The organism is Haemophilus sp. THUN1692 (assembly GCF_059704395.1).
This window is the reverse complement of the sequence record NZ_AP046579.1, coordinates 1,581,984-1,596,939: the sequence shown is the minus strand read 5'-3', so window position 1 is coordinate 1,596,939 and position 14,956 is coordinate 1,581,984. Positions and strand designations below refer to the sequence as shown.

15 protein-coding genes and 1 pseudogene are annotated in these 14,956 nt (G+C 36.7%); 4 read left to right on the top strand and 12 right to left on the bottom strand.

Going from position 1 to position 14,956, the window contains the following annotated elements; all coding sequences use genetic code 11:
* Positions 1-5: 5 nt before the first annotated feature.
* The 10 genes from atpD to AC6H0A_RS08020 all read right to left on the bottom strand — a co-directional run bounded on the left by atpD (position 6) and on the right by AC6H0A_RS08020 (position 7,548).
* A complete protein-coding gene (gene atpD / locus AC6H0A_RS08065; RefSeq protein WP_005642567.1) occupies positions 6-1,379 on the bottom strand; it encodes a F0F1 ATP synthase subunit beta in 1,374 nt (457 codons plus the stop codon).
* A 16-nt stretch (positions 1,380-1,395) separates the two neighbouring features.
* Positions 1,396-2,265, bottom strand: a complete 870-nt coding sequence (gene atpG / locus AC6H0A_RS08060; RefSeq protein WP_005642565.1) for a F0F1 ATP synthase subunit gamma — start codon at positions 2,263-2,265, stop codon at positions 1,396-1,398.
* 15 nt (positions 2,266-2,280) lie between these two features.
* The gene (gene atpA / locus AC6H0A_RS08055; RefSeq protein ID WP_005629241.1) at positions 2,281-3,822 is read right to left on the bottom strand and encodes a F0F1 ATP synthase subunit alpha; all 1,542 of its coding nucleotides are present in this window, start codon (positions 3,820-3,822) and stop codon (positions 2,281-2,283) included.
* Positions 3,823-3,834: 12 nt separating this feature from the next.
* On the bottom strand, positions 3,835-4,368 hold the full coding sequence (atpH, locus tag AC6H0A_RS08050; protein ID WP_005642563.1) for a F0F1 ATP synthase subunit delta: 534 nt from the start codon (positions 4,366-4,368) through the stop codon (positions 3,835-3,837).
* 12 nt (positions 4,369-4,380) lie between these two features.
* Positions 4,381-4,851: a F0F1 ATP synthase subunit B gene (atpF, locus tag AC6H0A_RS08045; RefSeq protein ID WP_005642561.1), complete on the bottom strand. Its 471-nt coding sequence runs from the start codon at positions 4,849-4,851 to the stop codon at positions 4,381-4,383.
* A 49-nt stretch (positions 4,852-4,900) separates the two neighbouring features.
* Positions 4,901-5,155 (bottom strand): F0F1 ATP synthase subunit C, encoded by a 255-nt coding sequence (gene atpE / locus AC6H0A_RS08040; protein WP_005629249.1) that lies wholly within the window; start codon positions 5,153-5,155, stop codon positions 4,901-4,903.
* Between the two features lie 55 nt (positions 5,156-5,210).
* A complete protein-coding gene (atpB, locus tag AC6H0A_RS08035; RefSeq protein WP_005642558.1) occupies positions 5,211-5,999 on the bottom strand; it encodes a F0F1 ATP synthase subunit A in 789 nt (262 codons plus the stop codon).
* A 27-nt stretch (positions 6,000-6,026) separates the two neighbouring features.
* The gene (locus AC6H0A_RS08030) at positions 6,027-6,401 is read right to left on the bottom strand and encodes an ATP synthase subunit I (protein ID WP_070047044.1); all 375 of its coding nucleotides are present in this window, start codon (positions 6,399-6,401) and stop codon (positions 6,027-6,029) included.
* 119 nt (positions 6,402-6,520) lie between these two features.
* Entirely contained in the window at positions 6,521-7,132 is a 612-nt protein-coding gene (gene rsmG, locus AC6H0A_RS08025; protein WP_005642554.1) for a 16S rRNA (guanine(527)-N(7))-methyltransferase RsmG, read from the bottom strand.
* Positions 7,133-7,188: 56 nt separating this feature from the next.
* Positions 7,189-7,548 carry a winged helix-turn-helix transcriptional regulator gene (locus AC6H0A_RS08020; RefSeq protein WP_005642552.1) on the bottom strand — a complete coding sequence of 120 codons (360 nt, stop codon included), beginning with the start codon at positions 7,546-7,548 and terminating at the stop codon, positions 7,189-7,191.
* A gap of 166 nt (positions 7,549-7,714) precedes the next feature.
* On the opposite strand from AC6H0A_RS08020, the pseudogene AC6H0A_RS08015 reads away from it, so the two are divergent.
* Positions 7,715-8,566, top strand: a pseudogene (locus AC6H0A_RS08015) (SDR family oxidoreductase).
* Positions 8,567-8,641: 75 nt separating this feature from the next.
* On the opposite strand, the gene mnmG reads toward AC6H0A_RS08015, so the two are convergent.
* On the bottom strand, positions 8,642-10,531 hold the full coding sequence (mnmG, locus tag AC6H0A_RS08010) for a tRNA uridine-5-carboxymethylaminomethyl(34) synthesis enzyme MnmG (RefSeq protein WP_179231020.1): 1,890 nt from the start codon (positions 10,529-10,531) through the stop codon (positions 8,642-8,644).
* A 504-nt stretch (positions 10,532-11,035) separates the two neighbouring features.
* Here mnmG and AC6H0A_RS08005 point away from each other — a divergent pair.
* From AC6H0A_RS08005 to tnpA, 3 genes are all read left to right on the top strand, one after another.
* Complete coding sequence (locus AC6H0A_RS08005; RefSeq protein ID WP_005642546.1) at positions 11,036-11,713, top strand: cation diffusion facilitator family transporter; 678 nt, start codon at positions 11,036-11,038, stop codon at positions 11,711-11,713.
* A gap of 24 nt (positions 11,714-11,737) precedes the next feature.
* On the top strand, positions 11,738-12,130 hold the full coding sequence (locus AC6H0A_RS08000) for a MerR family transcriptional regulator (protein ID WP_005642544.1): 393 nt from the start codon (positions 11,738-11,740) through the stop codon (positions 12,128-12,130).
* Positions 12,131-12,376: 246 nt separating this feature from the next.
* Complete coding sequence (gene tnpA, locus AC6H0A_RS07995) at positions 12,377-12,841, top strand: IS200/IS605 family transposase (RefSeq protein ID WP_005639541.1); 465 nt, start codon at positions 12,377-12,379, stop codon at positions 12,839-12,841.
* A gap of 111 nt (positions 12,842-12,952) precedes the next feature.
* On the opposite strand, the gene cpdB is transcribed toward tnpA, so the two are convergent.
* Positions 12,953-14,926, bottom strand: coding sequence for a 2',3'-cyclic-nucleotide 2'-phosphodiesterase (cpdB, locus tag AC6H0A_RS07990; RefSeq protein ID WP_005642647.1), 1,974 nt, complete (start codon positions 14,924-14,926; stop codon positions 12,953-12,955).
* Positions 14,927-14,956 lie beyond the last annotated feature (30 nt).

Genomic DNA, 14,956 nt, shown 5'->3' with positions numbered 1-14,956 from the left:
AGTGATTACATATTTTTGGCTTTTTCTAGCACTTCGTCGATTGAACCTACCATATAGAACGCTTGTTCTGGGATATGGTCGTAATCACCGCTTAAAATACCTTTAAAGCCGCGAATAGTTTCTTTTAATGGAACATATTTACCCGGAGTACCGTTAAATACTTCAGCAACGAAGAACGGTTGTGATAAGAAACGTTCAATTTTACGTGCACGTGCTACCACTAATTTATCTTCTTCAGATAATTCGTCCATACCAAGAATTGCGATAATATCTTTCAATTCTTTATAACGTTGTAAAATACCTTGTACACCACGAGCAATATCATAATGTTCTTGACCAACAACAAGTGGGTCTAACTGACGTGAAGTTGAATCTAATGGGTCAACCGCAGGGTAGATACCTAAAGATGCAATTTGACGACTTAATACAACGGTTGAGTCTAAGTGCGCAAAGGTTGTTGCCGGAGATGGGTCAGTTAAGTCATCTGCAGGTACGTATACCGCTTGTACAGAGGTAATAGAACCTGTTTTGGTTGAAGTGATACGTTCTTGTAACACACCCATTTCTTCTGCTAAGGTTGGTTGGTAACCTACCGCAGATGGCATACGACCTAATAACGCCGATACTTCAGTACCAGCAAGGGTATAACGATAGATATTATCCACGAAGAATAATACATCACGACCTTCATCACGGAATTTTTCTGCCATGGTTAAACCAGTTAACGCAACACGTAAACGGTTACCTGGTGGCTCATTCATCTGACCATAAACCAAAGATACTTTATCTAATACGTTAGAATCTTTCATTTCATGATAGAAGTCGTTACCTTCACGAGTACGTTCACCTACACCCGCAAATACAGAGTAACCAGAGTGCTCGATCGCGATGTTACGGATTAATTCCATCATGTTAACGGTTTTACCTACACCCGCACCACCGAATAGACCAACTTTACCACCTTTTGCGAATGGACAAATTAAGTCTATAACCTTGATACCAGTTTCTAATAATTCCGTACTGTTTGATTGTTCTTCATAGCTTGGTGCAGAACGGTGGATAGCCCAACGCTCTTCTTCACCGATTGGACCTTGTTCGTCAATTGGTTCGCCCAATACATTCATAATACGACCAAGGGTTTTTGTGCCTACCGGTACTTGAATCGGATCATTCGTGTTTTCTACTTTTAAACCACGTTTTAAACCGTCAGAAGCACCTAATGCGATACAACGTACCACACCGCCACCTAATTGTTGTTGCACCTCAAGTGTTAAACCTGATTCAACTTTTAATGCATCGTAAACTTTTGGCACTGCATCTTGTGGAAATTCAACGTCAATCACCGCACCGATGATTTGTACAATTTTTCCTGCTGACATTACCGTTCCTCTTTTCTTAAATCGCTGCCGCACCGGCTACGATTTCATTCAATTCATTTGTGATACTTGCTTGACGAGCTTTGTTATACACCAACCGCAGATCATTAATTAAATTACCTGCATTATCAGTTGCTGCTTTCATTGCTACCATTCGAGCCGCTTGTTCTGAAGCTAAATTATCTACAACCGCTTGATAAATTTGGGATTCTAAATAACGAACTAAAAGACTATCTAATAGTATTTTTGGTTCTGGCTCATAAAGATAATCCCAAGTCTGTTGTCTTTCATTTAAATGATCGTCTTTAGATTCTGGTAAAGGAACTAATTGTTGTACAACAGGTTTTTGCGACATCGTATTAACAAATTTATTGTATGCAATATAAACTGCATCAATTTCACCATTACGATAAGCATCAAACATTGTATTTGCAACACCAATTAATTCTTCTAGAGCAGGCGTATCGCCTAAACCAGAAAGTTGACCTTTGATATTAAATCCAAAGGAACGGAAAAAACTAATCCCTTTTGAACCTATTAAGCCCAAATCTGTAGAGATATTTTGTTCTTTCCAATTTTTGATTTGGTTAAGTGTGGTTTTGAATAAATTAACATTTAATCCACCACACATACCACGATCTGTTGAAATAACCAAGATACCGATTTTCTTCACTTCACGCTCAACTAAGAACGGATGTTTATAACCGATACTTGCTTTAGACACATGACTAATAACGTTACGGATAGTTTCAGAATACGGACGAGATGCAGCCATACGATCCTGCGTTTTACGCATTTTCGAGGTCGCCACCATTTCCATTGCCTTAGTAATTTTTTGTGTACTTTGTACACTGGCAATTTTGGTTTTTATCTCTTTTGCACCTGCCATCTTATCTCTCCGTTACTACCAAGCACTATTCGCTTTAAAACTATCTAAAATACCTTTTAATGTATCTTTGATTTCGTCATTATAGTTACCGGTTTTAGTAAGCTCTTGCATAAACTCAGCGTGATTACGGTTAGAATAATCTAAAAGTGCGGTCTCAAAACTTGCAATTTTTGATAATTCCACGTCATCCAAATAACCAAATTCAACAGCAAACAATACAACCGCTTGTTCTGCAACAGATAATGGAGCAAATTGTTTTTGTTTTAATAATTCAGTTACTTTTTCACCGTGAGAAAGTTGCTTACGAGTCGCATCATCTAGATCTGATGCAAACTGTGCAAACGCTGCTAATTCACGATATTGAGCTAGCGCGGTACGAATACCACCCGCTAATTTCTTAATAACTTTAGTTTGCGCTGAACCACCAACACGAGATACCGAAATACCTGGGTTTACCGCAGGACGAATACCTGAGTTAAACAAGTTAGATTCTAAGAAGATCTGACCATCAGTAATAGAAATTACGTTGGTTGGAACAAATGCAGATACGTCACCAGCTTGGGTTTCAATAATCGGAAGTGCGGTTAAAGAACCTGTTTTTCCTTTCACTTCACCTTTAGTGAATTTTTCTACGTAATCTTCGTTTACGCGAGAAGCACGTTCTAGTAAACGAGAATGTAAATAGAACACATCACCTGGGTAAGCTTCACGACCTGGTGGACGACGTAATAATAATGAAATTTGACGATAAGCTACGGCTTGTTTTGATAAATCATCATAAACAATCAATGCATCTTCACCGCGATCACGGAAATATTCACCCATCGCACAACCAGCATAAGGTGCTAAATATTGTAACGCTGCTGATTCAGACGCAGATGCGGCTACCACGATAGTATTTGCAAGCGCACCATGTTCTTCTAATTTACGCACAACATTTGCGATAGTAGAGGCTTTTTGACCAATCGCAACATAGATACATTTAATACCAGAATTACGTTGGTTAATAATAGCGTCAATTGCTAACGCAGTTTTACCCGTTTGGCGGTCACCGATGATTAATTCACGTTGACCACGGCCGATTGGCACCATTGAATCAACGGCTTTATAACCGGTTTGAACAGGTTGATCAACAGAACGACGATCAATAACGCCTGGCGCAATCACTTCTACTGGTGAGAAACCATCATTTTCAATTTCGCCTTTACCATCGATTGGTTGACCAAGCGTATTAACTACACGACCTAATAAACCACGACCAACTGGTACTTCAAGAATACGACCTGTACATTGAACTTCCATACCTTCCGCTAAATCTGCGTAAGGTCCCATAACTACAGCACCAACAGAATCGCGTTCAAGGTTAAGTGCCATCGCATAACGATTACCTGGTAAGGCGATCATTTCACCTTGCATCACATCGCTTAAACCGTGGATGCGAATAATACCATCGCTTACAGAAACAATTGTCCCTGTATTACGCGCTTCACTGACCACGTCGAATTGAGCGATGCGTTTTTTAATCAATTCACTAATTTCAGTTGAATTTAGTTGCATCTTGTATTCCTCTTATAATTGCAACTCGTTTGCGAGACGAGTAAGTTGCCCACGGCTACTTCCGTCAATCACAAAATCTTCAGTACGAACAATCACACCAGCAATAAGTGCGTTATCCACGTTGCAATTTAATTTCACTTTGCGAGCTAATCTTTTTTCCATTGCAGCTGCAATTTTTTCGATTTGTGTTGCATTCAATGGTTGCGCAGACGTTACTTCAACTTCTGCAATAGCTTGATGCTCCTCTACGTGATGTTTAAATTCTTCAAACACCGCAGGAATAGCACTCAAACGCTTATTTTCAGCCATTAACCGAATAAGATTTTGCCCATATTGATCCAATTGTTCGCCACAAATAGAAATAACTGTATCAGCTAATTTCTGTGCAGAAAGAGAACTACTTAAGTAAGCTTTTACCGTTTCATCTTCAGCTACGGCTGCAGCAAAACCTAACATTTCAGTCCATTTTTCGACCGCACTTTGTTCAATGGCAAAGTCGAATGCAGCTTTTGCATAAGGGCGAGCTATTGTAGTTAATTCTGACATAAGCTAAGCCTCTTATAACTCTGCAACTAATTTATCAATAATGTCATTGTTTGCCGCTTCATCAATAGAACGACCCACAATTTTCTCAGCACCAGCCACTGCTAATGAAGCCACTTTAAGACGTAATTCTTCTTGAACACGTTTACGTTCTGCTTCTACTTCTGCATAACCTTGAGCAATAATTTTTGCTTTTAGTTCTTCGGCTTCAGCTTTCACTTCGTCTAATACTTCATTGCGACGTTTATTCGCTGCATCTAAAATGTCTTGAGCTTGTACTTTTGCAGCTGAAAGTTCTTGTTCAACAAGATTTTTCGTATCTGCTTGCTCTTTTTTAGCTGCTTCAGCTGACGCTAAAGCGTTCGCAATTTGGCTTTGACGTGTTTCAATCGCATTAATAATTGGTGGCCAAACTAACTTCATGCAAAACCACACGAAAAGTGCGAATGCGATAAGTTGACCAATCAATGTTGCATTTAAATTCACAACGTCCTCCTTACTATGCTTGTTTTACGTTGATAAGCAAATAAGGTTATTAGTGTAATAAACCGATGAATGGGTTTGCGAAAATGAAAAGTAATGAAATACCAACAGCAATCATTGCAATCGCATCTAAAAGACCAGCTACGATAAACATTTTAGTTTGTAAGCTAGATGCTAATTCTGGTTGGCGAGCTGATGATTCTAAGAATTTACCACCTAGAATAGCAAAGCCAATTGCAGTACCTAATGCAGCAAATGCAAGAAGAATTGATGCACCGATGATTGTAGCTGTAATTACAGTTTCCATAATTTTCTCCAATAGAAGTTAAGTTTTAGCCCTAGAGCCAGTTAATAAAAAATGATTAATGATCTGCTTTGTTATAAGCAATACTTAAATAAACAACCGTCAACATCATAAAGATGAAAGCCTGCAAGGTAATAACCAAAATATGGAAAATAGCCCAAGCAAGATGTAACGGAATCCCTAATGCTGCAATGGCCATATTAGCGGAATACATTACAGCGATAAGAATAAAGATCAATTCCCCTGCATACATGTTACCAAACAAACGGAATGCGAGTGAAATTGGTTTAGCCAATAAAGTCACCGTTTCAAGAATAAAGTTAACAGGAATAAACGCCCAATGGTTGAATGGATGAAGCGTATATTCTTTAACTAACCCTTTGAATCCTTTAGATTTTACTGTGTAGAAAAGAATTAAAAAGAAAACGCAAATGGACATACCCAAAGTTGCACTAATATCTGCTGTCGGCACTGCACGAAGATAATGAATACCGAATAAACCTGCAAATTGAGGTAAGAAATCAACAGGAATTAAGTCGATAGCATTCATGATGAATACCCAACAGAAAATTGTTAATGCAAGTGGCGCAACTACGTTACGTGGACCATGAAAATTTTCTTTCACGATACCATTAACCCATTCCACAACAATTTCAACTAAGCATTGCATTTTTCCTGGAACGCCAGTTGTTGCTTTTTTCCCTACTCGAGAAAAAATAAATAGGAAAATAACCGCAGCAAGAATAGAAAAGAACAACGTATCTATATGAACATTCCAAAATCCATCCCCTGTTTTGAGAAAGGATAAATGGTGGCTAATGTATTCCGATGTTGTTTGTCCAGACATAATAAACCCTTAGTACAAGTATAAAAATCAAATTCGGCGAAGCAAAAATAGAACTAAATTATTCAACATTAATGCAATAAAGAAACCACTAAAAAAAATAATAAAATTTGTAACCGAAAAGTATTTAAATAAAATACTAATAAAAACAATGGTTAAAACAAACTTTATTGCTTCTCCTTTATAAAGTGCGGTTAATTTTGTGGCTAAATGTTGTTTTCTATAAAAAACCACATACACAAAAACACCGAAAGGAATTAATGCAGAAAGAAATCCGAATAAAAAATCAAGCGCACTTTTCATTTGCCATAAAGCAAAAAAACAAGCCAATAGCAGCATAATGACTATTTCAATAAAAATAGCTTTTTGATACTGAACTTTCGCTTGTTGTACAATTCTCGACATTTTTAAAACCTTAAAATGTTTTAATTATACATTTGATCAAATTAGATTCAACTTAAAAAGCACTGAAAAACGTTAACTAAATCACACTTTTAGAAAATTTTTTACAAAATTGTAACTATTTAACGCAAAACGATTAAATGTCGTTCACCTATAAGTTCTGGAACATGTAATTCAATCACTTCTTGAATAGTATATTTTTTATTCAATTCATTAATTTCATCTTCCTGATAAATACCTTTTAATGCATAAAAATATCCATTTTCTTTTGGTAAATGATGACACCAATCTGTCATATCTTTTAACGAAGCAAAAGCACGACTTAATACACCATCAAATTTATCTTCAGGTTGGTATTCTTCTACTCGACTTAAAATAGGGGTTACATTAGTTAGTCCAAGCTCACGTATAGCATTTCGAATAAAACTAATGCGCTTACCTAAACTATCAAGGAGGACAAATTGTTTGGAAGGATTAATAATTGCCAAAGGTAAACCAGGTAAGCCAGGGCCAGTACCGACATCAATAAAACGATCACTTTGTAAATAAGGACTTACTACAAGACTATCTAAAATATGTTTAACTAACATTTCTTGTGGATCACGAACTGACGTCAAATTATAAGCTTTATTCCATTTATTGAGTAAATTGACTAGATCAATAAGCTGCTGAATTTGTTGATCACTTATTTTTATATTTGTTTGCGCAAGTAAACTGACTAATTTGGCTTTCATATTTATTATCTCTTTGGAAAATTGCGCTATTTTACTTAAAAGTGCGGTAGATTTCCTTAATGTTTTTTTGTTGCAGCCAAAATTCCGTCAAGATTTGTTTCCAACCAATCCACCAACTCAAACATTTTATTGGACGCCTGCGAGCCGAATTCTGTTAAGGTGTAATCCACTTGTGGCGGCACTGTGTTATAGGATTTGCGAATTAACATGCCGTCCGCTTCCAGCTCCTGCAAGGTTTTTGTCAACATACGTTCACTCACGCCATCAATAGCTCGGCGAAGTTCACTAAAACGCTTGGTACCAGAATGCAAACTCACCAACACTAATGCCCCCCAACGACTGGTTAAATGCTGCAAAATTTGTCGGGAAGGACAGGCAGAAGCCAACACATTGCCACGCTCAACACTTTTTTTCATTTTTATTTCATTAAAAATCAATAGATTAAAAATTATTTTCAAAAAATTTCAAAACTTACGTTTATGTAAGTACTTCTCAAAAGTAAGTATTGAAATATAATACGTCACATCAAGCGAACAATCAAATGTTCAAATATAATTTCAACTTAGCAAGAAGGAAAACATCATGACAACTAAAACTATCGCAATTACTGGTGCAACAGGTCAATTTGGCGCAATTGCATTAGACTTATTAAAAGCAAAACAAGCAAACGTTATTGCTCTTGTGCGTAATCCTGCAAAAATTTCAGATGTAGAAGCCCGCCAATTTGATTATTCAAAAACTGAAGGAAAAGTAGAAGCATTACAAGGCGTGGATACGTTAATTTTAGTATCAAGCAGTGAAGTGGGACAGCGTATTCAACAACATAAAAATGTCATTGAAGCAGCAAAAAAAGCAGGCGTGAAACATATTATTTATACCAGCTTACTTGGTGCAACTAACGACAACACAGTGAAATCCCTTGCTGGTGAGCACGTTGAAACTAAATCTGCATTAAAATCTTCGGGCATTACTTACACCATTTTACGCAATGGTTGGTATACAGAAAACTACACTGAATCAGTTCCAGCAGCATTAGCAAACAATGCTTTCTATGGTTCAGCAAAAACAGGCAAAATTTCATCCGCACTTCGTGCAGAACTTGCGGAAGCAGCAGTCAATGTCGCGTTAGGTGAAGGCCATTAAAATCAAACTTACGAACTTGCCGGATCAACCAGCTGGACGTTAGCTGATCTTGCAGCAGAAATCAGCAAACAAACAGGTAAAGATATCCCTTACGTGGATATTCCTGCAGCAGATTATGCCGCAGCACTTGTACAAGCAGGATTAGATGAAGACTTTGCAGGCTTAATTGCACAATGGGATGTAGATGCGTCAAACGGTGCATTATTCTCAGAAGACAAAACCCTTGAGAAATTACTTGGCCGTCCAACAGTAGGATTGGATGTAGCAGTGAAACAGGCTATTGCCCATTAATTATATTTTTTTAAATTAGTCTATAAAAAATGCGGTGAAAATTCACCGCACTTTTACTTTCAAACACAGAAAATCTTATTCCCCACGTTTCAACATTCCTTGTTTTTTCAAATTCACCAGAATAATTGAAATTGCTGCAGGGGTGATACCTGAAATTCGGCTTGCTTGACCAATAGAAACCGGACGATGCTGTTCCAACTTCGCACGTACTTCATTAGATAAACCAGACACTTTGCTGTAATCAAAGTTAGCCGGAATAGCCGTATTTTCGTGGCGTTTTTGTTTTTCAATTTCTTCTTGTTGATGCTCAATATAACCTTGATACTTAATAGCAATTTCCACTTGTTCTACGGCTTCTCTATCTTCCATTGCCGGTTTATACGGCGTTAAAGAAGTCAAAATATCGTAGGTCATTTCCGGACGGCGTAATAAATCTTCACCGTTGGCTTCACGCACAAGTGGACTACCAAGTACTTTATTGGCTTCTTCTAAATATTCAGAACGCGGATGCAACCAAATGCTGCATAAGCGTTGGCGTTCCTGTTCAATATTTTCCATTTTTTGATTAAAGCGCGCCCAACGAGCATCATCAATCAAACCTAATTTATGGGCAATCGGCGTTAAACGAATATCTGCATTGTCTTCACGTAATAACAAACGATATTCCGCACGAGAAGTAAATACGCGATATGGTTCTTTGGTACCAAGCGTGCAAAGGTCGTCAACCAATACGCCAGTATAAGATTGATCACGGCGTGGATACCATGCATCTTTTTCTTGTACATAAAGACCAGCATTAATCCCCGCTAATAAGCCTTGAGCTGCCGCTTCTTCATAACCCGTTGTACCGTTAATTTGACCTGCGAAAAATAAACCCGAAATCGATTTAGTTTCTAACGTTGGTTTTAAGTCACGTGGATCAAAATAATCATACTCAATCGCATAACCTGGTTTAATGATGCGCGCTTTTTCCAAACCTTTCATGGAATTTACAATGCCCATTTGCACATCAAATGGTAAACTGGTAGAAATTCCATTTGGATACACTTCATTACTGGTTAATCCTTCTGGTTCCAAATAAATTTGATGTGAATTACGATCCGCAAAACGCATCACTTTATCTTCAATGGATGGGCAATAACGTGGACCAATTCCTTCAATCACACCGGTATACATTGGACTACGATCCAAGTTATTACGGATCACTTCATGAGTTTTTTCATTGGTATGGGTAATATAACAAGGAATTTGTTGAGGGTGATCAGAAACAGATCCCATAAAAGAAAACACAGGTAAAACAGCATCACCATGTTGTTTAGCTAAAATATCAAAATTGATCGTACGCGCATCAATACGTGGTGGTGTACCTGTTTTAAGGCGATCCACACGTAATCCGAGATCCCTTAATCGATGAGAAAGATTTACAGAAGCAGGATCTCCAGCACGACCACCTTCATAATTTTCCAAACCTATATGAATTTTACCAGCTAAGAAAGTACCTGCAGTTAATACCACTGATTTAGCACGAAAAGTTAATCCCATTTTTGTGCTAACGCCTGTAACTCGATCTTGCTCAATAAGAATATCTGTCGCTTCTTGTTGGAAAATATCTAAATTAGGTTGATTTTCTAATGTAGTACGAACAGCTTGGCGATATAAAACTCTGTCAGCTTGAGCACGAGTAGCACGCACTGCTGGGCCTTTACTGCTATTTAAAGTACGAAATTGAATTCCTGCTTTATCTGCAGCATGCGCCATTAAACCGCCCATCGCATCGATTTCTTTTACTAAATGACCTTTACCAATCCCACCAATTGCAGGGTTACAAGACATTTGCCCTAAAGTATCTACATTATGCGTTAATAAAAGGGTTTTTAATCCCATTCGAGCTGGTGCAAGCGCAGCTTCTGTACCCGCATGGCCACCACCGATCACAATCACATCATAAGTTTCAGTGTAAAACATATCTATCTCTATTTATTCGAATCAAAAAATTGGTGTTATTTTACAGAAATTTAAAACACCTGACAAAAAAGAATAGATCTATTGATCCTTTGAAAGATCACGTTTGTATTAGTAAATAAGATCTCTTTTTATATATAAAGATCTTATTATTGTTACTATTAAGATCCTTTGTGGTTGTTAGTAACCTTATTTGATCCTTATGGAAACAGGTGTTATAGGATCTAAAGATCTTGTGAAAATGCGATCATTTTCTTTAAAAATCTTGTGTGTAAAATGGAAAGTTATTAACAACTTTATTTTTTCTCAAAGTTACCAAGTGAGTAAAAACAGTTTTATGACAGATTATTTATGAGTTATCCACAGATAAAAATGAATTTTTATTGAAATCTCTATAATTTAGCTTTTTTTAAACAATTAATTTTATTAAATGTAAGTTTTATGATTTGACTTTGTAGTTACTACAGGTTTTATGCTTCCTTCAAATCAAATAGTTAAGGAAATAAAATGAAAGAAGTTTCTATACTAAAAAATCATACTCCTAAAGAATATCAGCTACATACATCTTGCCCTCATAGTCAAATTTTTAAAAATAGAATGGTATTGTGCATTAGTTTTACAATTATTACTTTTTATATGGTAGTTGAGTTTTTAGGGGGATATTGGTTTAACAGTCTTACCTTGACGGCTGATGCTGGACATATGGCAAATGATAGTTTATCTATTTTTTTAGCGTGGATTGGGTTATTTTTAAGCCTAAAGTGGCAAAAATGGTTTGCATTAATCAATGGAATTTCATTAATTTGGGTATCTATTTGGATTTTTATTGAGGCTGTAACACGTTGGCAGTCTCCGATAGAAATAGCCGCTTTGCCAATGTTAGGTGTAGCTTTACTAGGGTTTGGCATTAATTTATTGGTAGCTTGGATAATGTTAAAAAGTAATCACCATAATCTGAATATTAGAGCAGCGTATTTACATGTTTTAGTAGATTTATTTGGTTCGGTTGTTACTATTATTGCAGGGATAAGTGTCTGGTGGTTAAATTGGCAGTGGGTTGATGTAGTTGCTAGTGGTATCTTAAGTATTTTTGTATTACACAGCGGTATTTCTACAGTTTTTCAAGCTATTAAATCCTTATATAGCAGCGATGACAATTCATTGCCGAATGATCATTCTCATTAAAGTAAAAAATTGCTTGAGGAAATAATGAAAATTAATGAATTAAGTAAATCTACACATACTAATATTGAAACTATTCGCTACTATGAGAAACAAGGAGTATTACCTCCACCTAAGCGATTGGCTAATGGTTATCGATTTTATGATGAAGAGAGTATAGAGCAATTAAACTTTATAAAAAAATGTCGAATGTTGGGCTTCTCTTTAGAGAATATTCGGGAACTCAATCATATTAGATTTAGTACGAAAGATCATTATCAAGCAGATCAATTAGTACTTAATCAGCTTATTCAAGTAGAAAATAAAATATCTCAATTATTAGAAATTAAAGCTTTTTTGCAGTCTATTGTTACTGAAAATGAACATAATGAAGAAGAATGTAAAGCAATAGAAGGGTTGAAAAGCGAATGCAATTTGTAAAAGAAAGAAGATAGATTTATAAAAATACTTAAAAATTTGACCGCACTTTAGAAGAAAAATACCACCTAAATTTTGATATTCAGGCGGCATTTTATTTTTCTAATTATTATAGCCAGACAAAAGTCTGGCTATAATAACCATATGCTATGCGTATGGAGCCAAATAGCTTAAGCGATGAACAGAAAAAATCCTCGCTATATAATGAACAAGGCTGACAACCAAAATTCAACATATAGGAGGATTATCATGGTAAGTAAAACCAGTGACGATTCAAGTCTATCACACACAAAATGGAACTGTAAGTATCACATTGTATTTATCCCGAAGTATAGAAGAAAAGCAATTTATGGAAAGTTAAGAGCAGATATAGGTCAAATATTGAGGCAGTTATGTGACTATAAAAATGTGGAGATAATAGAAGCGCATGCAATGCCAGACCATATCCATATGCTCTTAAAAATCCCAGCTAAAATATCAGTATCAGGTTTTATGGGCTATCTGAAGGGGAAGTCAGCGCTGATGATTTTTGAAAGACACGCGAACTTAAAATATAGATATGGAAATAGGCATTTCTGGGCGAAAGGATTTTTTGTAAGCACAGTAGGGTTAAATACAAAAGTGGTAGAGGATTATATAAGAAACCAAGAAAAAGAAGATATGGTTCAAGATAATTTATCAACGAAAGAACATGTTGACCCCTTTAAGGGTTAATCAAGGAAATAATTAGACGCGGTTGTCAGTTCTCACAAGCCCCTTAAGTGGCTTGTGAAGTATAGGCTCTTATAGGGGAGCCTAAAAACCGCACGTTTTACGTGCGGATTGTTATTTAGATAAATCAATTTGATATACAGCAAATCCAACCTCATCTGTACCCACTTGTTTCATTGGATACTGTGCTTTTTCTTTGATGAATTGAGCTGCCTGTTCGCTTGGTGAGGTTTCAAAACGAACATCTAATTTATCGTTGCCTTTAATTGGCGTAAAGCGCCAGTTTTTATCCGCGCTAGGGTTTACAGAACCTTCTTTTTCACTGGTTACTTTAATGTAATCAGCTAAAATTTGACGGTTTTCATCTGGTGATGCGTAAACAATATGTTGATCGCCAGTGCCTGGGAATTTATTACCATAAGCACGATAGTTATTTGTTGCAATCAAGAATTCTGCTTTTGGATCAACCGGTTTGCCTTGATAAGTGAGGTTCACTACACGATGCGATTCTGGGTTAATTAATTTACATTCGCCATCATAACGAGTAGGTTTGGTTAGATCGTATTCATAATTGACACCATCAATCACATCAAAGTTGTAAGTGCGGAAACCTTCCCAGTCGATTAATGATTGTGGTTTATCACTTGTAGGGTCAATTTGTTTAAACATACCAGCACTACATTCTAACCATTCTTTTAATTGTTCGCCCGTGGCTTTAACAACTACTAATGTATTTGGATAGAGATATAAGTCCGCAGCATTACGGAAAGTTAATTCACCTTTATTTACTTCGGTATAACCTGTTGGGTCATTTTTACGACCACCTGCTTTAAATGGTGCGCCTGCACTTAAAATAGGTAAGCCAGCCATTGCTGCAACACTTGGTGCAACTTTTTCTACATAGGTTTTTTGTGCTTGGTTCACAATTTGAATGGTTGGATCATCTTGTACTAATGCAAGATAGCTGTACATATTATCTGTTGCTTTACCAATAGGTTGAGAAACAAATTTACGTGTTGCTTCGTGAACTGGTTTTAAAAGTGCGGTAATTTCTGGGTCATTTTCTGCAAGCGCTTTTTTATTTTCTGCATCATAGATTGGACGAAGAACCGCTTTTCCAGAGGTAACAATCCATTTGCCTTTGTGTTCTGTTAATCCTAAATCAACCACGCTGATATTATTTGCCCAGTAACCAGCCATACTTTCTGGTACGCCTTTTACTGTACCATTTACGATGTCTGCATTTGGTGATTTCGCAAATTCTTTATTTGGGAATAAACGGTGTGAGTGACCAAAAATAACCGCATCAATATGTGGAACATCAGCTAGATAGAATGCAGAGTTTTCAGCACCTTCTTGATAAGGTTCATCAGATGGGCCTGTGTGAGCTAATGCAACGACAATATCAGCCCCTTTTTTCTTCATTTCAGGTACATATTTTTGTGCTGTTTTTACAATATCACGGGTTTCAACTTTGCCTTGAAGGTTCGCTTTATCCCAAACCATAATTTGCGGTGGCACAAAACCTATGTAACCAATTTTTAATTTATGTGTTTTACCTTGATTATCCACCACAGATTTTTCTTGAATGACATAAGGTGTGAAATAAGGTTCTTCAGTTCTGACTTTTACTACGTTCGCATTCACAATTGGGAATTTAGCTTGTTTAATACAGTCAGCCAAATAATCTAAACCATAGTTAAACTCGTGGTTACCTAAAGTTCCTACTTCATAGTGCATAGCATTTAAGCAATCAACCGCAGGGTTAGATTTGCCTTCTTTATAGCCTTGTGCTGCTTGATAATCAGCAATAGGGTTACCTTGAATTAAATCCCCGTTATCAACCAATACGCTATTTTTTACTTCAGCACGTGCTTGACGAATAAGGCTTGCTGCACGAGTAAAACCGAATTTCTCGGTTGGGGCGTCTTTATAATAATCAAAGTCTGTTAAGAAACTGTGAACGTCAGTAGTAGCAACAATACGTAAATCTACATCATGTTTACCTTTTGCTGTCGCAAAACGGCTTGCACTTAATGCAAGAATACTGCTTGCACCGATTTGAATAAAATGACGTCTATTAATCATTGAGTTTTCCTTATAAGGTGGGTAGATATT